The following is a 26,997-nucleotide window of genomic DNA, read 5'->3' as shown; positions in this document are numbered from 1 at the left end:
TTTTCACAGGCCACATCGACGTTATGTCGATGTGGCCTTTTTTATTTCTTAACCAGTTTGCGGATCAGAGCGCGTAATGCCGCGGGCCTCACTGGCTTGCTGAGGAAATAAAAGCCAAGGCTGCGTGCTTCATCGGCGACTTCGGGACGCGGGTCGGCAGAAATAAGAATGCCGGGTAACGCTGGGTCATCGAACTGCTGGCGCAGCAAGGTCATGGTTTGTATGCCGGTTTCATCATTATCCAGTTGATAGTCACATAGCATGATTTCCGGTTTAAAAGGTACCTGTTTTGCCGTAGCGATATCGCTGCAGCTATACACATCACATTGCCAGCTATTTAACAGCGCATTCATTGCGGTCAGCACTTCCGGATCATTATCAATACAGAAGGTTTTCATGCCTTCAAAACTGGCGGCCTGATTGAGTACCGAAGGAGCCGATTTCTGTTCATCCTGTTGCGCCTCTGTCAGTGAGAGGGTGATTCGGAATCGTGTACCTTTACCCACTACTGAAGCCACATTGATATCGTGATCGAGTTGATTGGCCATACGATCGACAATGGCAAGCCCTAACCCCAATCCTTTGGTATCCTGCTTTTCTGTGTGCAGCCGTTTGAACTCGCCAAAAATCTCCGGCAGTTTTTCTTTCGGAATCCCCGGGCCGGTGTCCCAAACTTCAATGGCTAATTTATTTCCCCGTTTGCGGCAGCCCAATAATACCCCACCAGATTGCGTATAACGGACAGCATTACCCAGCAGATTCTGAATGATACGGCGCAACCAATGAGCATCGCTGAGTACCCAGGCATCACACACCCTGACGGTTAAACTCAACCCTTTCTCGGCGGCTAAGGCGGTAAATTCATCGCGCAGCGGTTTGAGAACGGCACTGAGGCTGATAGGGCGAATGTCCGGCTCCATTGCTCCAGCATCGAGCTTCGAGATTTCCACCAGGATGGATAACACGTCTTCCGCCGATTGCAATGATCCCTCAAGATGGCTCAGTAACTCTTGTTGTTCTGTGTTCAGCGATTGCTGCGCCAGCGTTGAGGCAAATAATTTTGCTGCGTTTAACGGCTGCATCAGGTCATGACCGGTGGCGGCTAAAAAACGGCTCTTACTGTGATTGGCCTCGATTAACTGCGACGTCAGGTCTTCTAATTCCTGGCTGCTTTCTTCAACCCGGCGTTCCAGTTTGATATTGGCTTGTTTTAGTGTTTGTTCCGCACGGCGGTGGGCGGTGATGTCGGTAAAACTGGTGACAAAGCCACCATCCGGCATGGGGTGCCCTTGCATCGAGATAACCAGGCCATTGGGTAGAGTGCGTTCAAATTGGTGCGCAGAGCCGTTGCGTAAAAACTTCATGCGACGATGGACCTGGGCCTCAATTTCCCCCGGGCCACAGAAACCCCGGCGAGCGTTAAAAGCAATAATTTCATGGATCGGTTTGCCCGCCTGAATAAAACTTTCAGGGTACTCAAACAATTGCAGATAGCGACTGTTCCAGGCGACCAGATTCAGGTCTTTATCAATCACACTGACGCCCTGATGCAGATTCTCTACGGCTGCCTGCAACTGCTCCTGACTCATGGCAAATGCCTGACTGGCTTCGCTGGCAATAAAGGTCAGGTCGCGTATCTGAATCTGCTCACCACCCAATAAGGTCGAAAAAATAACGCGTGCCGAGGACGACCCCACCACTGAACCCAGCATTTTTTCAGCGTCATGCAGCAGTTCGTCAGAAGCCGGGGCATGGTTGTATTGAACGCCATGCTGGTATTGATAGCTGATAAAAAAGGACTCAGTTTTTTGCAGGCCAAGGATACGTTCCAACACCACTCTGACATCATCGACTTTGCAATTTAATGCCGTGGTTGGCTGGTTTTGCTGAATACCTTTGGCGCTGCTGAAATCACTGGCGAGCATTCGCTCCCGCACCGAAGCACTGCTGATGATGGAGAAAAAGATAAAGCAGAAAATATTGACCAGCAGACTTAAGATCACGCCAGAGCTGAAGTTATCCAGATTTTCTCCCATCATCGCTAAAGACGGGGAGCCAATTAAGCCACCGGATGAGTTATCCAATACCGGTAATAACAAGGTGTAAAACCAGATAAAGGTGCCGCTGATGATACCAGCCATAGCGCCCTGGTGATTGGCTCTTTGCCATAACAAACCACCAATTAATGATGGAGCAAACTGAGCTACAACAGCAAATGACAGCAAGCCAATCGCCGCGAGCGATTCAAACTCGCCAACCGTGCGGTAAAACAGGTAAGAGCCAAGAATCATCGCAACAATGACCAGACGGCGAACGGTCAGTACCAGCGTGCGGATATTCGATGATTGCTGCAGGTCGGCCTGTGACTGTGAACGGTGGAATACCATGGGCAGAATCAGTTCGTTCGATACCATGGTACTGATGGCAATCGTCGCCACAATAATCATGCCGGTGGCAGCACTGGTACCGCCAATAAAAGCGATGATGGCGAGCAGTTCCTGATCGAAGGCAATGGGTAAGCTTAAGACGTAGGTATCCGGGCCAAAGCCCAGATCTTTCATAAATAAATTCCCAGAGAGTGCAATGGGTACGACAAATAACAACATCAGCATCAGATAGGCCGGGAACATCCAGCGAGCAGCTTTGACGTGCTGGATGGACTCATTTTCAATCACGCCGACCTGAAATTGTCGCGGCAAGCACAGCATGGCAAACGCTGCGAGCAGACTTTGCAGCACAAACGATAGCGAAATAATATCTGTTTTAAACAGCGGGTGATCCGGTGAGGTATTGCGCGCCAGTGTAAAAAGGTCGAGCGGTTGTTCAAATAAGTAACAAACAACCCATATTCCGACCGCCATAAAGGCAATCAGTTTGACTAAGGATTCAAACGCAACCGCCAGCATCATACCCGGGTGTTGTTCACTGGCATCAATATCCCGGGTGCCAAAGATGATCACAAACAGTGCCATGGCAACGCTGACATACAGCGCTGTGTCATGCCAGGCTTCGGTACTGGCAATCGCCAATGCGCCTAACTCATGCGGGCTGCTGAGCAGGTTAAAAGCCACGGTGACCGCTTTTAGCTGCAGTGCAATATAGGGCACAACACCTAACATGGCGACCAGCGTTACCAGGACCGCTAGGCTGTTATCCCGGCCGTACCGGGTGGCAATAAAATCGGCAATTGAGGTAATGCGTTTTTCTTTGGCAATACGGATGATTTTTGCCAGTAAGCGCCAGAAAAACCAGATAAAGATCACGGGGCCGACATAAACAGCCAGAAAGCTCCAGCCTGATGTACTGGCTTGTCCAACGACGCCATAAAATGTCCAGGAAGTGCAGTACACCGCCAGTGATAAGCTGTATACCAGCGCGCTGTTATGAATCGGTTTTTTCTTTTGTGCCCGCTTGTCTCCGTACCAGGCCACCCAGAACAGACTGCCGATGTAGAGCACGGAAATTGAGATTAACTGCCAGGCGGGAATCATAAGTGTTCTTCTTTATTATTGTTACGAATAACGAAAGCAGGCATGACGCTGTCTATCTTCAAAGATTTATCTTAACAGTATAGGCGGTATGCCGAGAATGGATTTACATCATGCACTGTTCGACTTTGGTCGGTTTTGGAAAGCCGCCATGGCAGATACACTGCTCTATACCAATATTTTTTGTAAGGGATGGTGAGTATGACGATTCAGATAGATCTGCGGCAGCCGCCCTTCAGTTTTTTGGATGAAAAACAGCTTAACTGGTTGATTGATCGTTTGGATCTGGTGTTCTACCACGCGGGCGGTACCATTCTGAATGAGGGGGACAGCAGCCCCGGACTGTTCATCATTTATAAGGGGGTTGTTGAAGAGAGCGATCAAAGTGGCGATCAGGTTTTTTCTCAATACGGCAAAGAAGATATTTTTGATGTGCGTGCTGTGCTGGAAGCCCGCTGTAAGCATAAATACACAGCGATCGAAGAAACCCTGTGTTACCTGTTAAAAGCCAAAGATTTTGTTCAGCTTTTGGAAGAGTCAGACGACTTCTCCATCTACTTCAAAACCGACCTGGGTACTCAACAATCGTTGGTCGAACAACAAGACAGCTCTGTTTCAGAATTTATTCTGGCCCGCATTGACGACGATACCATTCGCCCTCCGGTGTATATCAACGCTCAAACCAACCTGGCACGTGCTGCGACGTTAATGCATGAACAGAAATACGATGCGTTATTGGTACGCAGTGGCAAACGGGTGGGTATTGTTACCGGTACGGATCTGTTGAAGGCCACCCTGATGGGGGATAAAGGTAAGCAGGATAAAATTGGTGATATTGCTCAGTTTGATTTAATTGATGTCGAGTACGGTGAGTTTCTGTTCAGTGCGTTGTTAAAAATGACGCAAAACCATATTGAACGTGTGGTGGTCAAACGAGAGGGTGAAATTGTTGGTTTGCTGGAGCTGATGGATATGCTCAGCTTATTTTCCACCCATTCGCATGTGATAGCGATGCGTATCGAGCAGGCCAAAAATCAGCAGGAATTAGTGATTGCCGCTAAGCGGCTGGATACCCTGATCGAAAGCTTAATGGGGCAGGGAGTGCATGTCTCCGCCATTATGGAGCTGATTACGACATTAAATCGTCGCCTGATTCAACGGGCATTTGAGCTGATTTTCCCGGAGCGTTTACGCAACAGTGTGTGCATTCTGGTGTTAGGCAGTGAAGGGCGGGGAGAACAAATCCTGAAAACCGATCAGGATAATGCTGTCATTCTTAAAAATCAGCACGACCGTGAAGCTGTTAAACCTTTGTTGCAGCAATTACACCAGGCATTGCTTGAGTTTGGTTATCCGCCTTGTCCGGGAGGTGTGATGTTTATTAATGATGGCTGGATTGAAACCATCGAAGGCTGGCAGGCTCGGGTGGATCGTTGGCTCAGTGCCGGTACGCCTGACACCATGATGAACATGGCCATTTTTATGGATGCGGAGCCCATTTGTGGTGACCCGGAATTGTTCCGGCCAGTAAAAGCCAGCTGGCAGCACGATGATTTGCGCGCCAGCATTGCGTTGGCCTGGTTTGCTAAGCAGGCGATGCAATTTGAAACGCCGCTGAACTTTTTAGGGAAAATTCGTGAAGATCATGGCAAGATCGATATTAAAAAAGGCGGTATTTTTCCATTGGTTCATGGGGTTCGGTCGCTGGCATTTGAACACGCGATTGATGAGTGCAACACGCTTAAACGGCTGGAGATTTTACAACAGCGAAATATTTTAGAAGCCGATGTTGCGCAGGGTTTAAAAGATGCGCTGTTATTTTTTATTCGCTTACGGTTACGTCAGCAATTAGAAAGAGAAGGTGAGCAGCGTGGCCTGAGTCAGCAACTGGAGCTGGATAAACTTCGCAGTGTCGACCGCAGTTTATTGCGCCACGCATTACACCGGGTTAAAAAGTTTAAACAGCAGTTATTCTTACACTTCCATCTGGAGCGTTTCTGATGTTACCGCGCTGGATGAAAAAACGCATTCCCGGCTATTTCCCACCGGAAGGCCGCTGGCAGCATCTGGCAGAGCCTTATGATGGTGATGAAATTGTTGTACTGGATTGTGAAACCAGCTGTTTTGATAAAAATAAAGGCGAATTATTAAGCGTTGCCGCGGTCAGAGTAAGCGGTGAAAAAATACACCTTTCATCTGCACTGGAGCTGATTATTAATTCTGATGCTGAAACCGATCCGGACTCCGTTCGTATTCATTATTTACGCCGTGAAGACCGCATGAACGGTGTTGCACTGGCACATGCGATTGAAAAATTACTCGATTTTATCGGCAATCGGCCAATCTGCGGTTTTTATATCGAATACGATGAAGCGATTCTGAATCGTTATATCCGGCAACTGTATAACTTTCGGTTACCGAATCAATTTATCGAAGTTTCAGAAATTTATGTCAAACAGCAAAAAAGGCGACATCCGGATATCGCTTTGGATCTGACCTTTGAAGGTCTGGCTAAAGACTTACAAGTACCTGTGATTGAACGTCATACAGCGATGGGGGATGTGATTTCCACCGCGTTGATGTACATAAAACTCACTGAGCATACGCGTTGATATAAAAAAGCGGAGGCTGAATAATCAGTCTCCGCTTTTTGGGTCGGATATTTTGAAGCAGTGATGACCCGCTTCGGAATATTAATCAGCCCAGCTTCAGTGTACTTAGCGTGTTATCACGAACTTCCGCCAATAACTCACCGTTTTCAACCAGAGACTGACCGTAAGACGGAATCAGCTTTTTCAGTTCTTCGCCCCAGCCTTGCTCCATTTTTTCCGCAAAGCAGGTTTCCAATACTTCAATCATGGCTTGAGCCGCTACCGAAGCACCCGGTGATGCACCTAATAAGGCAGCAATGGAGCCGTCTTTACAAGCAACCAGCTCAGTACCAAATTCCAGCTTACCTTTGCCTTCGGCGTCTTTTTTGATGATCTGTACGCGCTGGCCTGCTTGTGCCAATGTCCAGTCTTCATCTTTACAGGATGGGAAGTAGTCGCGCAGAGAAGCAACACGCTCACTATGAGACTGACGTACTTCGTTGATCAGGTATTTGGTCAGATCCATGTTGTTGATGCCGACTGACATCATCGGCAACAGGTTGCTTGGGCTTACGGATTTGAGCAGATCTAACTTCGAGCCTTTCTTCAGGAAGCGCATGGTGAAACCGGCAAACGGACCAAATAACAGGGCCGGTTCACCGTTAATAATTCGGGTGTCCAGGTGAGGTACTGACATCGGTGGCGCACCAATGGCGGCTTTACCATATACCTTGGCGTGGTGCTGTTTTACGATCTCCGGATCTTTACACACCAGCCATTGGCCGCTGACCGGGAAGCCACCGTAGCCATCGGCTTCTGGAATGCCGGATGCTTGCAATAATGGTAACGCACCACCGCCAGCCCCCAGGAAAACGAACTTGGCTTCGATTTGACGGCATGGGCCACCATTTCGGTTTTCCAGCTCGACATGCCAACCCTGATTATCACCAGATCCCAGCTTTTTAAAGCTATCGACTTCGTGATTCAGAATCAGTTCAAACTGCTCGGATGCTTCCAGTTGAGCAACCAGGTTACGTGTCAGGGAACCAAAGTCGACGTCAGAGCCATAACTCACACGGGTAGCCGCGACTTTTTCGGATGGGTCCCGGCCTTCCATTACAAGCGGCATCCAGTCACGTAATACGTCCGGATCATCACTGAATTCCATGTCTTTAAATAAGTGATGGGCACTCAGTTTCTCGAAGCGTTCGCGCAGGAAAGCCACATTATCTTCACCCCAGACAAAGCTCAGGTGTGGTGTCGTGTTAATGAAATTGGATGGCTCTGGTAAGCCACCATTACCAACCAGGGTGGTCCACAGCTGTAACGAAATTTCAAAATTGGCATTGATGGTTAATGCACGGTCGATCTCGACACCGTTATCCCCTTGAGGGGTGTAGTTCAGTTCGCAATAGCCAGCATGACCGGTGCCGGCATTGTTCCAGCCGTCAGTACTTTCGTGTGCTACGTGATCAAGACGTTCGACCATGGCCATGGTCAGGGATGGATCCAGGCGTTTCAGTAAGGTACCAAGTGTGGCACTCATGACGCCGCCACCTACCAGCAGGACATCGACTTGTTGAATCGTCATAGGGGTTTGCCTTTAACTAAAATCAAAATTCTGGTGCATTTTGTGTTCGTCTCACCGGGGAGGCTTGTGGCCGGTATGATGGGTGAGCACGAAAATCAGGCAGCGAGTATTGATATTGGCTGGCTGATGCAATTTTTGCTGTTGGCTACAATCAACAGCGTGTTGATACGCGCAGTACACACAGTTGTGAAAAAACGTACTGCGCTGAAATTACTGCTTTTTTAACGCTTTGAGAACCGTCAGTTCGACTTAAGTCTGACCAATTTTTAGAGTAATTTCAGGGCGCGCATTCTAAGAAAAAAGCGTGTATTGGTCAATGACAGCAAGCTTTGTAAACGGCCTTTGCCGACAAAAAATTGATCTATGATAACCTGCTGATGATCAAACTGATCAATCCAGAAATTTCTGCCAAAACATGGCTTTACCCATAGCCGGATCGAGCTCATAACCGGCAAAACCTGACTGCTGGTAGCTGCTTTGTGCCACGGTGTTGCCTTCCAGCACTTCCAGCGTCAATTTGCAGCAGCCTCGTTGACGGGCAACCGCTTCTACCTGTTGCATCATCCGTTGGGCAATGCCTTGTCCACGCAGGCCGTTGCGCACAATCACATCGTGAATATTGATCAGTGGCTGACATTTGAAGGTAGAAAACCCCTGAAAGGCATTGATCAATCCAATCGCCTGATCGGCATCCAGAGCCAACACGGTGAAGGCATTGGGCACTTCCGCCATCTTCTGAGCTAAAGTGTCGATAACCGTTTGGCTTAACGCTTCTCCGCCGCCCATTGGGTCGCAGGCATAATGGTTCATCAACTCACCAATCATCTGCTGGTGTTGCGGGTTGTGGTAATCAGCAATAACTATGTCAGCATCAATATGGGTGTTGGTCATCATTCTTCTCCGATAAACCCGCCGGTCTGATGCGCCCACAGCTGGGCATAGATGCCTTTTTGTTGCAATAACTGCTGGTGCGTACCTTGTTCAACAATCCGACCCTGATCCATCACAATCAGGCGATCCATCGCAGCAATGGTCGACAGGCGATGGGCAATGGCAATCACGGTTTTGTTTTCCATCAGGCGGTACAGACTTTTCTGAATCGCCGCTTCTACTTCCGAGTCCAGGGCTGAGGTAGCTTCATCCAGAATCAGGATGGGCGCATCTTTTAATAACACCCGGGCAATGGCAATGCGCTGACGCTGGCCGCCCGACAATTTAACGCCGCGTTCGCCGACCTGAGCATCCAGCCCGGTGTTGCCCATGGGGTCATTCAGTTCACGAATAAAATCGGCTGCTTCGGCTTGTTGAATGGCTTGTGCCAGTTGTTCATCGGTTGCATCCGGGTTGCCATAGAGGATGTTGTCGCGCACCGAGCGATGTAGCAGAGAGGTATCTTGGGTAACCATGCCAATGTTTGCGCGCAGGCTGTCCTGGCTGACCTGTTGAATATTCTGGCCATCAATCAGGATTTCGCCGGATTCAATGTCGTAGAAGCGCAACAGCAGGTTCACCAGGGTGGATTTACCGGCCCCGGAGCGCCCAACCAGACCAACCTTTTCTCCCGGCTTAATATGAAGATTCAGATCGTCAAACACCTGCTTGTTCTGGGAGTCGTCTTTACCCTGATAATAAAAATTCAGGTTTTTCAGCTCGATTGAGCCCTGATCAACCACGAGCGTTTTAGCGTTGTCCACATCCTGGACTTGTTGTGGTTGAGACAGGGTGTTCATGCCATCGGCAACAGTACCAAGATTTTCAAACAGCGCGCCAACTTCCCACATAATCCACTGGGCCATGCCGTTAATACGCAGCGCCAGACTGATGGCAATGGCAATTGCCCCTACGGTGATAGCATCGTCCGACCAGAGCCAGATTGAAATAGCGCCGACGGCAAACGCCAGCAGGTAGTTAATAAAATTGACGGTAAAGTTGAGGCCGGTCGCCAAGCGCATCTGGTGATAAACCGTGTTCATAAAACCCTGCATGCTATCCCGTGCGTAATCGGACTCACGTTGTGTGTGGGAAAACAATTTCACGGTCTGAATATTGGTGTACGAATCCACGATGCGGCCTGTCATTGCTGAGCGGGCGTCTGCTTGTTCGGTGGCTACTCGTTTCAAACGTGGTACAAAAAACATCTGGGTCAGGATGTATAAACCCAGCCATACAATCATCGGCAACATCAGGCGAATGTCAGCATTGGCAACGACTACCAGAACCGAGCCGAAATACACCAGGATATATACCATCACATCCAGCAGCTTCATCACGGTTTCACGAACGGATAATGCCGTCTGCATTACTTTGGTTGCCAGACGGCCGGCAAAGTCATCCTGGTAAAAACTCACGCTTTGATTGAGTAAGTAGCGGTGACCCAGCCAGCGGATTTTCATCGGGTAATTGCCCATCAGTGTCTGGTGCACCAATAAGGCATGGAGCAATACCACTATTGGCAAAGCAATCAGCACCAATAACGACATCCACAATAATTGACTGCCTTCGCTGGAAAATAAGGTTTGTGGGTCTTTATCGACTAACCAGTCCACCAGTTGGCCCATAAAACTGAACAAAGAAACTTCCAGAATTGCCAGCAGGGCGGTTAGTAGTGACATGGTCAGTAGCGACAGCTCCATGCCCTGGGTGTAATGGCGGCAAAAGGCGTACAAACCCTTAGGAGGTTGTTGTGGTGCTTCGGGAGGAAAGGGTTGAGTCAGATTTTCAAAAAAACGAAACATAAGCCTGAGCGCTGTTCATCCGTGTCAAAAGGTGTGACACGGTAACGGAGAAAACACTCAATTGTAAGCGGCAATTCATACCGCTTTATGGTTTTGTGCATTTTTATGGTTTTACGTGTTTTTCTGGGTTGGCCTGTTACAGACGGAAAGACTCCATCGTGTCTGGCAGGCTGGCTGGCACCGGTGCTGGATTATTATGAGCAACCAGGTGACGCAATTGCGTCTGAGACAACTCGGCCATGGACTGTAACTGATTATGGTTGATGTAGAGTTTGTCGAGTTCGTCCAGGTTTTCAATACCGGACAAAGAGCGTAACTGGTTATGTGTAATCGACAATTCTCGCAATTGAGTCATGTCATTCATTGCCGCAAATGACACCAGTTTGTTATGGCTTAACGTCAGTGAGTGCAGCTGTGTCAGGCTGCTGAGAGGTTCGAGGTTATCAATCTGATTGTTGCTGAGATTCACTACTCGTAGCTGGCTGAATTGTTGCAATCCATCCAGTTGTCGGATACTGGCATTCTGGCATTTCAGAATCTGCAGCTGTTCGGTGTAACGAATGTTGCTTTTACGGATACAGCTCTGCAGTGCTTCGTCTTTAACCGCTTGGTAATCGATGGCTGACAATTCAACGGTTGTTGGTGTTTCTGCTGAAGGAGTTTCAGCCGGCGATTGTGACGTGTTGGGGTCGCTACTACTGCCACCACCACTGCTACCTCCGCTACTACAGGCGCTCAACAGGATGACGGCGAGCGTCAACGCGATATGTTTGCAATAAGAATACTGCATAAGAATAACCAATTTATTATTTTTGTACTTCCGTGCAGGTTAACATAGCTGTTTCGGGAAACCCAGCCTCTGTGAAAACTGGTATGCTGACATTTCGTGCATTCAGGAACATCAGGCAGCTATGCTCGATATTAATCAGTTACATGTGTTTATTCAGGTGGTTGACGAAGGCAGCTTTACGTCAGCTGGCAAAGCGCTGGGAATGCCCAAATCCCGGGTCAGCCGTATGGTTTCGGATCTGGAAGCCAGTTTGGGGTCCCGGTTGTTGCAGCGCAGTACCCGTCAGCTCAGTCTGACTGAAGTGGGTAATGAATATTACAGCCGCTGTCGCCACTTGATTCGGGAGATTACCGAGGCACATCGCTTAATCTCTGATCGTGAACATAACCCGCATGGTGTGTTGCGTATCGTTGTTCCGGTTGAGGTCGCCAGTGGTTCTATGGGGCACTTTTTGACGAAGTTTCAGGGTCTGTATCCGGAAGTCCGTATTGAGGTTATTCACACGGATCGTCCGGTTAACATGATTCAGGAAGGGTATGACCTCGGCTTTTTTGTCGGTGAATTACCGGATTCCTCTCTCATTGCCCGAACTCTGACGGAGTCGGATTATATTTTATGTGCCAGCCCGGCTTATCTCAAAGAGCATGGCCAGCCGCAACATCCTCAAGACTTGCAAACGCTGCGTTGCGTAAAGCTGGGTGAAGGTATCCAACCTGAAATTTATGACATGATTCACGAAGAAAGCGGCGAAGCGTTGTCTGTTCAGGTTGAGCCAAATATCGTCACCAATTTAATGGAAGGTACGGTACACAGCATGATTAAAGGTGCTGGTATTGGTCGTATCCCTTACCTGATGGCGGGAGATGCTATTTTGTCCAGGCAATTAATCCCCATCTTTAATGACTGGCAATTGCGCCCGGAACGTATTTCGGTTGCTTATCCATCACGTCAGTATCTGCCGAAGAAAGTGCGTCATTTTGTCGATTTTATGGTTGATGAAGTGGAAGAATTAAATCGATTGATTGATGCTCTGCCAACCACAGAAGAACAGCTATCGGCTGTTAATAAGGTATTAGGTCCTGTAAACCGACACTAAGCTGACAAACCTCCGGAATTTTTAAACATCCATTTCTTGTAATCCAACTGTCATCTTTCAGAAACATACTGCCCGCCATCAATGTGTGGGCCTGTTTCGGCCCGTCTAAATCCTTGTATTCCTTTAGGGGGCGAAATGAAACCGAATCGACTGTGGCTTGCAATCGCATCGTCTGTGATGGCATCTCAGCTTATGGCTGGTGAAGCTGTATTTTATGTAACTGAAGATGGTGAAGCCGTCCGTGATTTAGCCGTTGCGGTTGACGGTAAGAAAAAACTGGTGGGTAAATCCGGTTTTGTTTCTTTTGATGTGCCAGCGGGCAGCCATACTGTTGAGCTGTCCCAGTTTGGCGAATATCTGGGCGAATTTGATTTCGATACGGCCAGTGAAGAGCAAAATGCTGAAATTCAGGTAGAGATGATTGGTGGTGAAGCACTGCCGGAAATCAATGTATTCACTCCTGGCCAGGAAGCTGAAGTCGCATTAGGTCAGATCTCTGGTTACCTGGAGTCTGATGATACCGGTGGCCCGATTTCAGGTGCTCGTGTATCGGTTGAAGGCACTGAGCAAGGTGTTGTAACTGACGAAGACGGCTTCTTCAGTTTTGAATTACCGCGCGGTGAATACAATTTATTAATTGCTGATCCTAATTATGGCAAGCGTGATGTCAGCGGTATCCGAGTTATGGGTAACGTGAATACCGGCGTTAACCTGAACATGAGCCTCGAAGGTGATGGCGTTATTGAAGAGGTGGTTGCTGTAGGGACTTATGTGCCATCCACTGCTACCGCTCAGGAACGCGACTCTTCCGCTGTTTTGGATTCAATTGGTGCTGAACAGTTTTCACGTTTTGGGGATTCGGATGCGGCTTCTGCATTGAAGCGTGTCGCAGGTGTCTCTGTGAATGATGAATTTGCTGTCGTTCGTGGTATGAGCGGACGTTATATTTCATCGACTTTAAATGGCGCTTTAATGCCAAGTACAGACCCGCTGCGTCGTGATGTGCCACTGGATTTATTCCCGGCTTCGATTTTAGGTGGTATCGATATTCAGAAAAGCTTTACGCCAGATATGCCGGGCGACTCTACCGGTGGTGCAATTGCGATGACAACTCGTGGTGCTCCTGAAGAGACTGGTGGTAAGGCATCTGTCACGCTGGGTTTTAATACCCGTACTACGTTTAATGATGCGGTAACTTATCATGGCGGTGGTTCTGATTGGACCGGTGCTGACGATGGTACCCGTGAAGAGCCGTCTCTGATTGCCAGTGGTACCAATGGCGGCTTGGAATCTGTAGGTCGTAATTTATCGACGGCTCAGGCCATTCGTGCAAGTGACCAGTTTGAGCACGATTTATCAGTGCATGAAGTGGAAGCAAAGCCAGAAAGAGGTTTCTCATTTTCATACGGTGATCTGATTGAAAATGAAGATTCGAATATCGGCTTATACGGCGCGCTGCAATATAAAGACGAATGGGAAGTGCGCCACGATGCTGAAATTGATGACGTGGACGGCACAGGAAATTACCAGCGCAGTAAGCGCAAAATTGATTTGTCCGGATATTTCTTTGCTGGAATCGATAAAGGTGATTTCACTGTAAACAGTCAGTCGATTCTGTTGCGCAAAACGGATGATACCACTCGTGTTACTCGCAAACTGGATACCGATCTGGAAACCGAGTCGTATATTTTACAATGGGTTGAACGTCAGTTTATTTCCCAACAATTTTCTGGTGACTATTTCTTCAATTTATTAGGTGAAGATAAATTAAGCTGGAATTTAGGTTATGCGCAAACCACTCGTGATGAGCCTGATCGCAGAAGTTATACCTATGCACGATCTCCTGGCAGTGATTCACCATTGCGTTTTCAGGGTGTGGCTGAGCGTCGATTCTCAGAGTTAACCGAAGATGCAATTACTTTAGGGGTGGATTATGAGGGCGAAGTAGAGCTTTCCGATTTAATGCTGCTGAAAGTGAAAGCCGGTTTAATGCAATCTGCGAAAGAACGGGAAGTTGCTGTAGCGCGTTATACCAACACCCCAATTGTAACGCTGGATACCAGCCTGCCTATTGATCAGATTTTATCGTCTGAAAATATCAATAATGGCTCATTCTTATATGACGGTGCGACAACTTCAACGGACAGTTACGATGCAACGGATGATATCACCGCTGCTTATTTGTCTGGTGAATTGGATGCTGACTCTGTGTCTGTTTTATTCGGAACACGATTTGAACAGTCAGAACAAACGCTGGAATACCCAGATCAAAATAGCAGTGATGACAATAAATTAGATGAGTCTAAAGTTTTACCTGCATTGAGTATTAACTGGCGCGTAACAGAGGATGCGCAACTGCGTTTCTCTGCGACTCAAACAGTTTCAAGACCTGGTATTACTGAGAGATCTGAATCCGAAGTTTATGACCCGGATACCGATGATCGTATTATTGGTAACCCTGATTTAGAAATTAGTGATATTACCAATTTAGATGCTCGCGCTGAGTATTATTTCTCCGATGACGAAAGTGTCACCTTTGCTGTTTTCTATAAGGATATTGATAAGCCTATTGAACGTGTTGTCGGTGAATCCAGAAATTCAACAACCTATACCAATGCTGAATCTGCGACGGTTCAGGGTGCTGAAATCGATTTCCGGGTTAATACGCTGGATACCGATTCTTTCTCAGGTTTTGTTGCCGGTAACGTTTCATATATCGATTCAGAAGTGGATCTGGGTGATGGTCGTGCTGCAATTTTGGAAGGTTCTGATACCCGTCCATTACAAGGACAATCAGAATATCTTGCCAATATTCAATTAGGGTTTGATCACTTACCAACTGGCCAGTCTTTAACATTGTTAGGTAATTATTTTGATGATCGAATTTTAACCGTAGGGCGTGGCGATCTTGAAAATGAAGTTGAAGATGCTCGTGCGGTTTGGGACTTGGTTTATCGTTATGACGTAAATGATGTATTTACCGTAAAAGGCAAGATTGAAAACCTGGGTGATCAGAAAATCAGTTTCTCACGTGGTGGTAAAGAAATTGAATCTTATTACGAAGGTTCAACAATGAAAATTTCTGTTGATTACGCTTTTTAATTTTAATTTAACTGTAATAAAAGGAGTTCATTATTTAATGAGCTCCTAACAAAGAAATCGAGGAAACTTAAATGGAACTCAAAAAGAACTATCTGGCAGTTGCTTTAATGGCTGCAACTCTGGTTGGCTGTGGCAGTGATAGCGACAACGATGATGATGACTCTGGTAATGGCAATGGTGGTACTCAACCACCAGTATCAACTAATTACGAAGTTGATTGTAATGCTGATAACAGCCGCTGCTTTGTGTCTGGTAATATCGACGAAGATTTTACCATGACTGCTGATCGTCAATGGGTTCTGGATGGCTCTGTATTTGTTGGTGCTGGTCAGGTGGCAATTACTTCTGCTGCTCAAGAGCAAGCAATCAAAGATGCTGGTGTAACTTTGACAATTGAAGCGGGTACTGATGTTCGCGGCCTGAGTAATGCGACACTGGTTATTACCCGTGGTTCAAAGATTATGGCAGAAGGTACCAAGGCTGATCCAATTACTTTCAGTTCTGCTGCCGATGACAACTTCAATGGTCTGGGTGAATGGGGCGGTGTAATTGTTCAGGGTTTCGCTCCTCAGTATGGTGCTGGTAACACTGGTATTTGTTCAGAAGGTAATGCGGACGGCATCTGTAACGTTGAAGGTGAAGGTGGTCTGGATGAAACTATCCGTTACGGTGGTGATGATGCAGCTGATAACAGTGGTGTGATCCGTTACGTTCGTATCGCTGAAGGTGGTCGTGTTGCTGGTCCGGGTAACGAGGTTAATGGCCTGACTATGCAAGGTGTTGGCCATGGCACTACCGTTGAATATATTCAGGTTCATGACAACCTTGACGATGGTCTGGAATGGTTTGGTGGAACGGTTAACGTTAAGTACGCAGTTCTGACTGGCAACGATGACGATAGCATCGACTTTGATGAAGGTTATCAGGGCAATATCCAATACGCGATTGTACGCATGACTGCTGATCGTAACTCTCCAGCTGGCTCAAATGACCCGCGTGGTATTGAAGCTAACTCTTCTGATGATGAGTATGTACCACAAACTCAGGCAGCTCTGGCAAACATTACTATTGTTGGTAATCGTGATTATTCAGATGAGCCTGGTATGCGTCTGCGTGGTGCTTTGACGGCTTCTCTGTACAATACGGCTGTATTTAACTTTGATGCATGTGCTCGTATCGATGATGCTAAAGATGTAGATGGTCAGGGTACTAATGTTCCTTCAGATGTGACTTTCCACAACGTTCAGGGTTCAAGCACTACTTGTGGCGAGTTCTACAACAAAGAAGAAGCTGATACGACTTCCGGTACTAACGAACTGCAATCTATTACACTGAATGCGGCTGCAGCGGTTCCAGGTTCTGTCGCTCAGGCTGAATTTGCTGAAGTAGATAACGGTTCTGGCTTTGCTTTCGATAACACCACTTACATCGGTGCTGTAGACCCAGCGGTTGCTGCGGCTGATGCATGGTATGCAGGTTGGATCATCGAAGGTTCTCTAGATGATATTGCTGACCAGGCTAACACGGCTCCTGCTGCTCAGTAATAATATTCACCTCGGTTAATCTGAGTGTTGAAAAACCCACTTTCGAAAGAGAGTGGGTTTTTTTATGCCTGAAAATAATCATTTATTTAATGCCGTTTTACCTCTCACCAGATTCTTCTCTGATCTCCTGTCATATATCTGCAGTCAAACTGTCATGTCATATAAGTGTCACAGAATTGCAGTATCGTGCGCTCTGAAATTTGGGGGCCTGCCTCATAACCTTGTAAATAAATCTGATCGGTTGTGGCAGGCAAATAACAGTTTTAACGGGTAAAGAATTATGCCTAAGCAACTGCGAACTCGTAACGTCCTGGCAGCCGCTGTATTAACTGCAGGTGTTACTTTTGGTGCAACCGCTGCCAACGTTGATAGCGCTTTAGATAACGGTGTTAAGCGTGTTAACAAGGCGCAACAATCTCAGCAAAAAATCGACAATATCGATGGCAGCATTCGTGCGAGCGAGCGTGAATATCGCTCTCTGGTTAAAGAAGTTGAAGGTCTGAATGTGTATGTTGATCAGCTGAATAAGCAGCTGGATGCTCAGGCAAAAGAGCTGGCTTCGATTGAAGACAGTATTACCAAAGTAACTCTGGTTGAGCGTCAGATCACGCCTTTGATGTTACGCATGATTGATGCTGCGGATCAATTTGTACGTGCCGATGTTCCTTTCCTGAAAGATGAACGTGCTGAGCGTGTTGAAAAACTGAAACGCATGATGGGTCGTAGCGATGTCACGGTTGCCGAAAAATACCGCAAGGTGATGGAAGTTTATCAGGCTGAAATTGATTACGGCCGTACCATCGAATCCTACCGCGGCACGCTGGATGTGAATGGTCAGCAACGTGAAGTGGATTTTCTGCGCGTTGGTCGTATTGCGTTGATGTATCAATCTCTGGACGGACAAGATCTGGGTGTTTGGAACACGGCAAACAACGCCTGGGAAACACTGGATCCAGCCTACAAAAGCAAGCTGATGGCGGGCATTCGTATCGCGCGTGAGCAGGCCGCTCCGGATTTAATCAAAGTGCCTGTTGCGGCTCCGCTGGCTGCCAACTAAGAAGGAAGAAATGATGAAAATTAAAGCCTTATTATTCTCTGCCGCTCTGGCATTTTCGTTTTCTTCCAATACTCATGCTGCTGATGAAGTGAGTGTGGACGAGCTGCTAAACCTGGTAAAACAAGGTCAGGCTCGTGACGATAAAGAATTTAAACAACGACTGGTACGTTTTAACCGTTCTAAAGCAGAACAGCAGCGTATGGTTGCTGAAATGAAAGCGGAACGTTCTCGTCTGGAAATTCTGGCCGCGAAAAAAGAGCAACAATTCCAGCAAAATGAAACCCGGGTTGAAAATGCTCAGGATCGTTTAACCAATCGTTTGGGTTCCTTAAAAGAATTATTTGGTGTGCTGCAACAGGTGGCTGGCGATACTAAAGCCGTATTTGAAGGCTCTGTGGTATCCAGCGAATTACCGGGCCGTACCGAATTTTTAACTGATTTAATTAAAACCGCGGGTTCGTCTTCAACATTACCGTCGATCGAACAGTTGGAGCGTTTGTGGTTTGAAATGCAGCGTGAAGCGACCTTTTCTGGCCGTATTGCACAATACAACGCCGATGTCGTGCTGCCGTCTGGCGACACGGTACAAAAAGACGTGATTCGTGTGGGTGGTTTTAATGTTGTTTCTGCGGGTAATTATCTGAACTGGGATCTTGAATCCGGCCGTCTGGTTGAGCTGGATAAGCAACCAAGCTCACGTTATACCGGTCCTGCCTCTGAACTGGAAGCGGCCACCGGCGCTACTCAAACCGGTTTCTGGATCGATCCTTCTCGTGGTCAGTTATTAAAAATTATGGGTCAGTCCCCAGAGCTGGGTGACCGTGTTGATCAGGGTGGCGTGGTTGGCTACATCATTCTGGCACTGGCGGTAATCGGTATTTTGTTAGCAGTATGGCGCATGGTGGTTCTGTACGTTGAACGCAGCCGTGTTTACAAGCAAATGAAGTCTGAAACGCCTGATGAAAATAACTCGCTGGGTCGTGTGATGGCGGTATTCCAGGCGAATAACAAAGCCGATACTGAAACGCTTGAGCTGCACTTAGGTGAAGCCATTGCAGCAGAAATTCCACGTCTGACCCGTGGCATTGGCTGGATCAAAATTATCTCTGTGGTTGCGCCTCTGTTGGGTCTGTTAGGTACGGTTACCGGCATGATTGACGTGTTTGAAACCATGTCTCTGTTTGGCACCGGTGATCCTAAGCTGATGGCGGGTGGTATTTCTCAGGCACTGATGACCACGGTTCTGGGTCTGGTAGCAGCGATTCCTTGTGTCTTCCTGCACACCTTAACCAACAACCGCTCACGTGAGCTGATGATGATTCTGGAAGAGCGCGCTACCGGTATTCTGGCGCGTCAATCTGAACAGCAAACATCTGCGAAAGCAGCTTAATAACCGATTGGTGAGATAGATGTTCACTGAAATTTACGAACCGGTCTATCTGTTTATGGAACGTGGAGGAATCATCCTCTACGGCATCTTCGGACTGATCTTTATCTTGTGGTTGTTGGTATTGGAGCGGGTGGTGTTCTTCTCCTTTGTACACCGCTACGACGTTAAAAAGGCCATTGCCGAATGGGAAGCTCGCTCAGAGCGAACTTCTTGGCACGCTCACCAGATCCGTCAGGATTTGTTGGGCAAGCTGCGAGGCAATCTGACGGCCAATATGAACACCATCAAAATGGCGATTGGCCTGGCACCGTTATTCGGCTTGTTAGGTACGGTCACCGGCATGATCGAAGTGTTCGATGTGATGGCGTTTTTAGGTAACGGCAGCCCGAAAGCGATGGCATCGGGTATTTCCAAAGCCACCATCCCAACCATGGCTGGCATGGTGGGGGCCATTACCGGGGTGTTTGCTCAGTCATTGTTAGACCGTTATATCAAGCGTGAAAAGATTCACTTAGAAGACCAATTAACCTTCGATCACTGACAGGAATTAAAAACTATCTGCGTTGCTATCGCGGTGTTAAAACTTACTTCAAAATGCTCATTTATGACTTATAAACTGCGCGTTTTCAGTAAGTTTTGCCTAGCGATGACTGCCTCGAAAACGTTTTTAAAATCCGTCAGAGTTTAATTGAAAAGATTAATAAGCATTTAATTAAAAGTGCTTAAAAATGAGAATGAAATTATGAGACGTAGTTTTTCAAACATCGCTCAGGAAGCTGAAGAAGGCGAAATCGACATCACACCGATGTTGGACGTGGTATTTATCATGTTGATCTTCTTTATCGTGACCGCTTCTTTCGTTAAGGAATCCGGTATTGAAGTCAATCGTCCGGATGCCAATACCGCACAAGCTAAACCGCGTGCGAATATTTTAATTGCGATTAATGACATCGGTGAAATCTGGATTGATAAGCGTCGTGTTGATGAGTCACAAGTGCGCGCCAATATCGAACGTTTACGTGCGGAGAACCCACAAGGTTCGGTGGTTATCCAGGCGGATGAAGAAGCCAAAACCGTGAAGTTAGTTGCCGTGATGGATGCCGCTCGTGCCGCGGGTGTTTACGACGTGTCGCTGTCGACGGAGGCAAACTAGCATGTTGCAGTCCTCCCTGGTTCGTTTTGGTTCAGCACTGGCGGTTGCCGGTGTTGCAACCTTCGCGGTGTTTTGGGTGATGCAAAGCCTCATCAGTAGTGGTGGTTCGGTACTGAATGAACAGGACTTCGGTCGCATTGAAAGTTTTGTGATGCAAAAACCGGATGACGAGATTCAGACCAAAGAACGCAAACCACAAAAGCCGCCAGCACCGCCACAAGAGCCACCCAAGCCCGATTTGCCAGCACCGGATCTGGCTCAGGCATCCACTGATGGTTTTGATATTGGTGGCTTTGAGATTGGCTCTGACCTGAATGTTGATGCGGGATTAGGTGGTGGTTCTGGCGATGGCGAATATTTGCCCATCGTTAAAGTTGCACCAACGTATCCGCGTCGTGCTGCTCAGAAAGGTATTGAAGGGTATGTAGTGGTTGAATTTACCGTCTCTAAGCTGGGTACCGTGATTAACCCGGTGGTGATTGAGGCTGACCCGGCCAATATCTTTAACCGCGCTGCATTAACTGCCGCGAAAAAATTCAAGTACAAGCCAAAGATAGAAAATGGAAAGGCCATCGAAGTACCGGGTGTGCGTAACATTATTCGCTTTGAGCTTGATAAAAGCAGTAAGAAAAAAAGGTAACAGGAGGCTGTTATGAAATTTCCAGTTGCTACATTAGTCACAACCCTATTGGTTGTTGGTGTTACTACCGCAGTGCCTAGCCATACGGTGCAAGCTGCTCAATCGGCTAATGGACAGGCCGAGCAGCAGGTTGAAAAAAAGAAAAAGCGTCGGGTAAAGCGTTCGCAAACCTTACGTCCGAAGATCTACAAAAAGCTTGAGCAAGCTCGTGTTTTGGCCGATGAAAAAAAATACGATGAAGCACTGGCAACGTTAACTGCCCTTGAAAAACGTAAGCGCAACAGTTATGAAAAAGCCATGACGCATAATATGTACGCTTATGTGTATTTTAATCAGGAGCGTTTTGATGATGCGATTAAAGCTTATCAAAACGTTGTTTCGACGAAAAATATTCCGGAAAGTCTGCAGCAAAGCACATTATACAGTCTGGCAAAGCTACACCTGATGCAGGAAAATTATCAGGCTTCACTAAAACCTCTGAACGAATGGTTTGGGCTGGTAGAAAAGCCGGGTGGCGAAGCTCATATTCTGCGTGCACAGATTTATTTTCAGCTGGAGCAGTATAAAAAAGCACTGCCTGATGTGAAGGTTGCTATTGCTGATGAAAAGCAGAAGGGCAAAAAACCACGTGAGAACTGGTTAATGCTGGAACGAGCGGTTTATTACCAGAACAAAGACTTTAAATCACTGGCGCGTTGTTTACAGGATCTGGCGACGCTGTATCCAAAAGCACAATATTGGGTTCAGTTGGCAGCCGTTTACAGTGAGTTAAATATGCCGCTCAAAGAGCTGTCAGCACTGGAAGCAGCCCATGAACAAGGTTTATTGACCAAAGAAAGTGAATTAGTGAATCTGGCACAAGCTTTATTAGGGCAGGAAGTTCCTTATAAAGCTGCAAAAATCATGGCTGATGGCATGAAGTCAAAGCAGATTGAGGTCAATGCCCGTAACTTATCTTTACTGGGCGATGCCTGGATGATCGCAAAAGAATACGATAATGCGATTAAAATCATGACCAAAGCCGCAGAATTGTCTGGTGAAGGTAATGACTTCTATAAGCTGGCTCAGATTCATACGGAACGCCAGGAATGGAACTTAGCGCTGGCGAATGTGGACTCAGCACTCAAGGATCAATCTTTCAAGAAAACAGCTGACGCGCAAATTCTGCGTGGCCTGGTGTTGTTTAACCTGAATAATCTGGCGGATGCTCAGGGAGCTTTTGAAGCTGCGGCTGAGTTTAAGTCATCTGAAAAAATGGCTGCTCAGTGGTTAGCCTATATCGAAGGCGAACGTAAGCGTCGTGAGTATATGGCGGGTACGCTGTAAGCTTGCAGCACGTTGTTGAAATGTCTTGTCGCATGCTCTGATTGATTATGGATGATTAATCAGAGCAGCCATATCACATGATATGGCACCTATTTAAAACCAAGTGTTTGTTAAAACCAATCACCTGTTAAAACAAAAAAAACCTGGCTTGTGATCAAGTCAGGTTTTTTTGTTTACTTTATTGCTTGTCTTATTTAGCACTGTCCGGCTTATAAAACTGATAGCGGTTAACCCGGTGCTCCAGTAATTTAAAGCAGCCAATCATCACCGCAGCAATCAATAAGTACACCATACCTGCGGCAAAAAACATTTCTAACGGCGTATACGTGCGGGCAATAATGGTTCGTGCCATCCCGGTTAAATCCAGCAGGGTAATGGTCGACGCCAGTGCACTGCCTTTTAACATTAATAACACTTCGTTGCTGTAAGCTGGAAATACGATGCCAAAAGCACGCGGCATAATAATGCGGCGAATCATGGTTGGTTTGCTCATGCCCAGCGCCTGGGATACTTCAATTTCGCCTTTAGGAATGGCCTGTATCGCACCACGAATTAATTCAGCGCTATAGGCGGCTGTATTCATGGAGAAAGCAATAATGGCGCACCAATAAGGCTCGCGCAGAATGGGCCATAAAAATGAGTCTTTAATGGCTTCAAATTGAGATGCGCCGTAATAAATTAAAAAGATCTGCACCAGCAACGGTGTACCACGAAAGAAGAAGATATAACCCACGGGCAGAGCACGCAGCCATGGGTTTTCTGAAGCACGCATCAGTGCCAGGGGTACGGCGAAAAAGATACCGATCAGGCCGGAAACAAACACCAGTTCCAGTGTTAGCCAGGCACCTTCCATCAGCTTGGGTAAATGTTCCCAGATAATTTCCCATTCCCAGTTCATGCTTTACCCCCACTGGTTTTGGCTTGATACAGTTCTGGCTTGGTGCGTCGTTCAAGATAGGTGGTGACAAATGTAGCAATCAGAGTTAATCCCAGATACAACACAGCGGCGGCCAGATAGAAATCAAACGGTTGCTTGGTGTTGGCTGCACCAACGGCCGCCTGACGCATTAATTCATTTAAACCCACCACAGAAACCAGTGCGGTATCTTTCAGCAAGACCTGAAATAAGTTACCTAACCCTGGTAAAGAGAAGCGCCATAATTGCGGCAAAATAATGCGCAAAAATGTTTGGATTTTAGTCATGCCAATGGCTTGTGCCGACTCCCATTGGCCTTTGGGAATTTCCAGCATCGCCATGCGGAACACTTCGGTGGCGTATGCGCCGAAGGCAATGGCCAAAGCCGCAACACCAGCTGCAAACGGGCCCACTTCAATATATTCGTCGTAACCGAAATAACCGGCAATCCACATTAAAATCTGTGAGCCGCCAAAATAAATAGTTAATACCAATAGCAGTTCCGGCACGCCACGAACAACCGTGGTGTAGGCGGTAGCAATGCTGCGTGCAACACGATTGTGCGACAGCTTGGCCAGTGCGCCCGCCAGGCCAATAATCAGGCCAATGACCAGGCTGGCTAATGCCAGTTGAATTGTCATCCATGCGCCGCTGAGCAGCAGATGTCCAAAACCTTGTAGATCCATAAGGATTCCTAACGAATAAAATCCGGTAAGCCGTTTGCCGCAACTAAATCAGCCCGGTATCTTTGCAGATACCGGGCTGAGAGAGGGCAGAACGTATTAATTAATAGATGTCGAACGGGAAGTACTTTTCATTAATTTTGGCGTAAGTACCGTTCTCAACAATCGCTTTAATGGCTTCACTCAGCTTATCTTTCAGCTTGTCGCCTTTGCGAACCGCGATACCAATTTCATCGTTAATATCGATGTCGGCACCTTTAAATTCGAATTGTTTGCCGTCTTCACTGCGCAGCCAGTCATACGCCGGGAACTTGTCAGACAATAAGGCATCCAGTCGGCCAGAGGCCATATCCAGATAGGCGTTGTCCTGAGTGTCGTACAGTTTTACGTTAACGATATCGCCATAAACATCTTCCAGACGCTGGCCAGCGATAGTGGCGCGCTGAGCACCCACGGTCAGGCCTTTCAGACCTTCATTGCTGGTATCCAGTGTTTTGTCTTTAGCGGCAACAAATGCCAGTACGTTTGAGTAGTATTTTTCTGAGAAGTCCACCACACGCAGACGCTCTTTGGTGATCGACATAGAAGCAATGATGGCGTCGTATTTACGTGCGCGTAAGCCAGGAATAATACCATCCCAGTCCTGAGCAACAATTTCACAATCGGCTTTCATCTGTTCGCACAGTGCATTGGCAATATCGACATCAAACCCGATTAATTTGCCTTCGTTATCGACCATGTTGAACGGTGCGTATGCGCCTTCCGTAGCAATACGGATTTTATCGCCAGCGTTCGCCATGCCGCTGACAAACAGAGAAGCCACTACCAGGCCAGACGTGATTAATTGACGGATCATAGAAATTCCTCGGATTATTTTTTTGTGGAGTGTGCCAGTCATCAGAAAAGTCAGTTTATTGATGGCTGGCCATAAAGTCGCGTACCCGCGGTGACTGCGGGTTATCAAATACCTGTTCTGGTGTGCCAATCTCTTCAATCTGGCCCTGATGCAGGAATACGACTTTACTGGATACTTCGCGAGCGAAACGCATTTCATGTGTGACAATCAGCATGGTGCGGCCTTCATCGGCCAGCTCACGCATCACAGCCAACACTTCGTTCACCAGTTCAGGGTCGAGCGCGGATGTTGGTTCATCGAACAACAGCACCTGAGGTTCCATCGCCAGTGTGCGGGCAATGGCAACGCGCTGTTGCTGACCGCCGGATAAATTACCCGGATAAACGTCTTCTTTATCGGCCAGGCCCACTTTTTTCAGTAAGTCACGGGCGCGGCTGATGGCTTGTTCTTTTGGGATTTTTAAGACATGAACCGGTGCTTCAATGATGTTCTGCAAGATGGTCATGTGGGGCCACAAATTAAACTGCTGAAAAACAAAACCTAAGCGTGAACGCATGCGTTCCAGTTGCTTATGATCGCTGGCTTGCAGCTCGCCGTGTTTATCGGCTTTCAGGCCCAACTCTTCACCACCAATAAGGATCTGGCCCTGATTCGGCTTTTCCAACAAGTTGATGCAACGCAGCAGGGTACTTTTTCCTGAGCCGCTGGAACCCAGAATCGAAATCACATCGCCGGTATTGGCTTCGAGGCTGACGCCTTTCAGTACTTCAAGATCTCCATAGGATTTATGAATATCAATCAGTTGCAGTGCGGTGCTTGTATCCTGAGATTCAGGGGCTGTATCGTTCATGGGTACCGTCTGTAAGCTGGTTTGGCCAGTTAACGCAGGAGCGCCAATATCGGCATAGCCTGACCAAATCGTCAAAACGGGCTATTTTCCGTGGTTAATGCGGGGATGACAATAAGTAGAATCCGCAATTTTGTGCGGATTCTGATCAGAAAGGTCACTTTTTCTTCGGTGTCCAGGCCCAGATCATGGTTGCCTTAACCGTTTCGGTGCCGGTTGCATCGGTGATTACCACCGGTACTTCAATGTCACCTTTGGGAGTCTCTTTGATGTATTGAACCTGCTCGTCTGAGAAACTGGCGACGGCTTTCATATCGCCACTGGCACGTTTACCGTACTCAAGCTTCATTGAGCGGATCACAATAATGCGATCATCAGGAACGCTTAACCCGGTCATAAAGCCAGTGGCAGATTCTGCCAGTAAGCCCATCGCAGCGGCATGCACGCTGCCGATATGATTTTGTACCTTCTTTTTATTTCGCATCACAATGATGCATTCGTTTGGCGTCAGCTTTTCAACCCGGGTACCGGATGTTCCGGCAAACGGAATCACTTTTCCCATCAGAAAGGAGATAGCCGGAGCGCGCCATGAGACTGGTAGCTTTTCAATTTTTCCAACTAACGTGCTGAGCTTGTTTTTATTGGCCATAGTAACTTCTTAAGGTGGATACCAATTATGGTGAATACAGGATTAATCGTGCGCGGCAGTCTACCGAAGTGATACGCCACTGACCATGGCCTGAATGCCTTTGTTACGACGTCGGCATTGTCGCAATAATTGGCTTAAATGGGGTGGTAAGTCGGCGATATCAACTTCATGAAAACCATTGCGCCGATAAAACGCATTCAGATGTGGCAAGGGAAAGGTAATCAAAGGCTGATATTCCAGCTGATTCTGAATTACCTGCAGTAATTGTGAGGCCAGGCCAGTTTGGCGTGCTGCTGGCAGAGTGCAGAGATTGCGTAACAGCCAATACGAATCGTCATAGCGCATCAGTCGCGCTCCGCAAACTAACAACGTGTCTTGCTGCAATCCAATACGGATATCTTCCGGCCCTGCACGGCCCGTTTCTCCAGACTCTTTATACAGGGTATTCAATGCCGCCAGTGTGACGTCAGAATTAAAATGGTACATCAGTTTTGTTTGGCGCGTGCCGACCTGTTTTCTGATAGCAAAAATATGATTCAATCG

General features: G+C 47.4%; 23 protein-coding genes. 12 read left to right on the top strand and 11 right to left on the bottom strand.

Annotation, left to right across the window (positions count from 1 at the left end; genetic code table 11):
• Window positions 1–41: 41 nt before the first annotated feature.
• Window positions 42–3,491, bottom strand: coding sequence for a NahK/ErcS family hybrid sensor histidine kinase/response regulator (locus KFF03_RS12780; RefSeq protein ID WP_255857310.1), 3,450 nt, complete (start codon window positions 3,489–3,491; stop codon window positions 42–44).
• 198 nt (window positions 3,492–3,689) lie between these two features.
• Between KFF03_RS12780 and KFF03_RS12775 the strand changes: the two genes are divergently transcribed.
• Window positions 3,690–5,489, top strand: a complete 1,800-nt coding sequence (locus KFF03_RS12775) for a DUF294 nucleotidyltransferase-like domain-containing protein (protein ID WP_255857309.1) — start codon at window positions 3,690–3,692, stop codon at window positions 5,487–5,489.
• Window positions 5,489–6,100 (top strand): 3'-5' exonuclease, encoded by a 612-nt coding sequence (locus KFF03_RS12770; protein WP_255857308.1) that lies wholly within the window; start codon window positions 5,489–5,491, stop codon window positions 6,098–6,100. The genes KFF03_RS12775 and KFF03_RS12770 overlap by 1 nt, the downstream gene beginning before the upstream one ends.
• A gap of 85 nt (window positions 6,101–6,185) precedes the next feature.
• Here the strand turns inward: KFF03_RS12770 and mqo are convergent, their stop codons facing one another.
• Window positions 6,186–7,670: a malate dehydrogenase (quinone) gene (gene mqo, locus KFF03_RS12765; RefSeq protein ID WP_255857307.1), complete on the bottom strand. Its 1,485-nt coding sequence runs from the start codon at window positions 7,668–7,670 to the stop codon at window positions 6,186–6,188.
• Between mqo and KFF03_RS12760 the strand changes: the two genes are divergently transcribed.
• The gene (locus tag KFF03_RS12760) at window positions 7,656–7,895 is read left to right on the top strand and encodes a hypothetical protein (RefSeq protein WP_255857306.1); all 240 of its coding nucleotides are present in this window, start codon (window positions 7,656–7,658) and stop codon (window positions 7,893–7,895) included. The genes mqo and KFF03_RS12760 overlap by 15 nt on opposite strands.
• 165 nt (window positions 7,896–8,060) lie before the next feature.
• Here the strand turns inward: KFF03_RS12760 and KFF03_RS12755 are convergent, their stop codons facing one another.
• The 3 genes from KFF03_RS12755 to KFF03_RS12745 all read right to left on the bottom strand — a co-directional run bounded on the left by KFF03_RS12755 (window position 8,061) and on the right by KFF03_RS12745 (window position 11,195).
• On the bottom strand, window positions 8,061–8,564 hold the full coding sequence (locus KFF03_RS12755; RefSeq protein WP_255857305.1) for a GNAT family N-acetyltransferase: 504 nt from the start codon (window positions 8,562–8,564) through the stop codon (window positions 8,061–8,063).
• Entirely contained in the window at window positions 8,561–10,405 is a 1,845-nt protein-coding gene (locus KFF03_RS12750) for an ABC transporter ATP-binding protein (protein WP_255857304.1), read from the bottom strand. The genes KFF03_RS12755 and KFF03_RS12750 overlap by 4 nt, the downstream gene beginning before the upstream one ends.
• A gap of 136 nt (window positions 10,406–10,541) precedes the next feature.
• The gene (locus tag KFF03_RS12745; protein ID WP_255857303.1) at window positions 10,542–11,195 is read right to left on the bottom strand and encodes a leucine-rich repeat domain-containing protein; all 654 of its coding nucleotides are present in this window, start codon (window positions 11,193–11,195) and stop codon (window positions 10,542–10,544) included.
• 121 nt (window positions 11,196–11,316) lie between these two features.
• On the opposite strand from KFF03_RS12745, the gene KFF03_RS12740 reads away from it, so the two are divergent.
• The 9 genes from KFF03_RS12740 to KFF03_RS12700 all read left to right on the top strand — a co-directional run bounded on the left by KFF03_RS12740 (window position 11,317) and on the right by KFF03_RS12700 (window position 22,503).
• On the top strand, window positions 11,317–12,291 hold the full coding sequence (locus KFF03_RS12740) for a LysR family transcriptional regulator (RefSeq protein WP_255857302.1): 975 nt from the start codon (window positions 11,317–11,319) through the stop codon (window positions 12,289–12,291).
• Between the two features lie 135 nt (window positions 12,292–12,426).
• Window positions 12,427–15,393: a TonB-dependent receptor gene (locus tag KFF03_RS12735; RefSeq protein ID WP_255857301.1), complete on the top strand. Its 2,967-nt coding sequence runs from the start codon at window positions 12,427–12,429 to the stop codon at window positions 15,391–15,393.
• Window positions 15,394–15,464: 71 nt separating this feature from the next.
• Window positions 15,465–16,937 (top strand): hypothetical protein, encoded by a 1,473-nt coding sequence (locus KFF03_RS12730; protein ID WP_255857300.1) that lies wholly within the window; start codon window positions 15,465–15,467, stop codon window positions 16,935–16,937.
• 280 nt (window positions 16,938–17,217) lie between these two features.
• A complete protein-coding gene (locus KFF03_RS12725; protein ID WP_255857299.1) occupies window positions 17,218–17,994 on the top strand; it encodes a DUF3450 domain-containing protein in 777 nt (258 codons plus the stop codon).
• A 10-nt stretch (window positions 17,995–18,004) separates the two neighbouring features.
• Window positions 18,005–19,384, top strand: a complete 1,380-nt coding sequence (locus tag KFF03_RS12720; protein ID WP_255857298.1) for a MotA/TolQ/ExbB proton channel family protein — start codon at window positions 18,005–18,007, stop codon at window positions 19,382–19,384.
• 19 nt (window positions 19,385–19,403) lie between these two features.
• The gene (locus tag KFF03_RS12715) at window positions 19,404–19,925 is read left to right on the top strand and encodes a MotA/TolQ/ExbB proton channel family protein (RefSeq protein ID WP_255857297.1); all 522 of its coding nucleotides are present in this window, start codon (window positions 19,404–19,406) and stop codon (window positions 19,923–19,925) included.
• 201 nt (window positions 19,926–20,126) lie between these two features.
• Window positions 20,127–20,537, top strand: a complete 411-nt coding sequence (locus tag KFF03_RS12710) for a biopolymer transporter ExbD (protein WP_255857296.1) — start codon at window positions 20,127–20,129, stop codon at window positions 20,535–20,537.
• A gap of 1 nt (window position 20,538) precedes the next feature.
• A complete protein-coding gene (locus KFF03_RS12705; RefSeq protein WP_255857295.1) occupies window positions 20,539–21,177 on the top strand; it encodes an energy transducer TonB in 639 nt (212 codons plus the stop codon).
• A gap of 12 nt (window positions 21,178–21,189) precedes the next feature.
• The gene (locus tag KFF03_RS12700; RefSeq protein WP_255857294.1) at window positions 21,190–22,503 is read left to right on the top strand and encodes a lipopolysaccharide assembly protein LapB; all 1,314 of its coding nucleotides are present in this window, start codon (window positions 21,190–21,192) and stop codon (window positions 22,501–22,503) included.
• Between the two features lie 190 nt (window positions 22,504–22,693).
• Here the strand turns inward: KFF03_RS12700 and KFF03_RS12695 are convergent, their stop codons facing one another.
• The 6 genes from KFF03_RS12695 to KFF03_RS12670 all read right to left on the bottom strand — a co-directional run bounded on the left by KFF03_RS12695 (window position 22,694) and on the right by KFF03_RS12670 (window position 26,940).
• Window positions 22,694–23,401 (bottom strand): ABC transporter permease, encoded by a 708-nt coding sequence (locus KFF03_RS12695; RefSeq protein ID WP_255857293.1) that lies wholly within the window; start codon window positions 23,399–23,401, stop codon window positions 22,694–22,696.
• On the bottom strand, window positions 23,398–24,105 hold the full coding sequence (locus tag KFF03_RS12690) for an ABC transporter permease (RefSeq protein ID WP_255857292.1): 708 nt from the start codon (window positions 24,103–24,105) through the stop codon (window positions 23,398–23,400). Before KFF03_RS12690 ends, KFF03_RS12695 begins: the two co-directional genes overlap by 4 nt.
• Window positions 24,106–24,205: 100 nt before the next feature.
• Window positions 24,206–24,958 carry an ABC transporter substrate-binding protein gene (locus KFF03_RS12685; RefSeq protein ID WP_255857291.1) on the bottom strand — a complete coding sequence of 251 codons (753 nt, stop codon included), beginning with the start codon at window positions 24,956–24,958 and terminating at the stop codon, window positions 24,206–24,208.
• Window positions 24,959–25,013: 55 nt separating this feature from the next.
• Window positions 25,014–25,808, bottom strand: coding sequence for an ABC transporter ATP-binding protein (locus KFF03_RS12680; RefSeq protein ID WP_255860912.1), 795 nt, complete (start codon window positions 25,806–25,808; stop codon window positions 25,014–25,016).
• 154 nt (window positions 25,809–25,962) lie between these two features.
• Window positions 25,963–26,454, bottom strand: coding sequence for a DUF4442 domain-containing protein (locus KFF03_RS12675; RefSeq protein WP_255857290.1), 492 nt, complete (start codon window positions 26,452–26,454; stop codon window positions 25,963–25,965).
• A 60-nt stretch (window positions 26,455–26,514) separates the two neighbouring features.
• Window positions 26,515–26,940, bottom strand: coding sequence for a GNAT family N-acetyltransferase (locus tag KFF03_RS12670; RefSeq protein ID WP_255857289.1), 426 nt, complete (start codon window positions 26,938–26,940; stop codon window positions 26,515–26,517).
• Between the last annotated feature and the right edge of the window lie 57 nt (window positions 26,941–26,997).

Origin of the sequence: Bacterioplanoides sp. SCSIO 12839, from assembly GCF_024397975.1 — a bacterium.
Classification (GTDB): Bacteria; Pseudomonadota; Gammaproteobacteria; order Pseudomonadales; family Oceanobacteraceae; genus Bacterioplanoides.
This window is presented reverse-complemented; position numbering and strand designations above follow the sequence as displayed.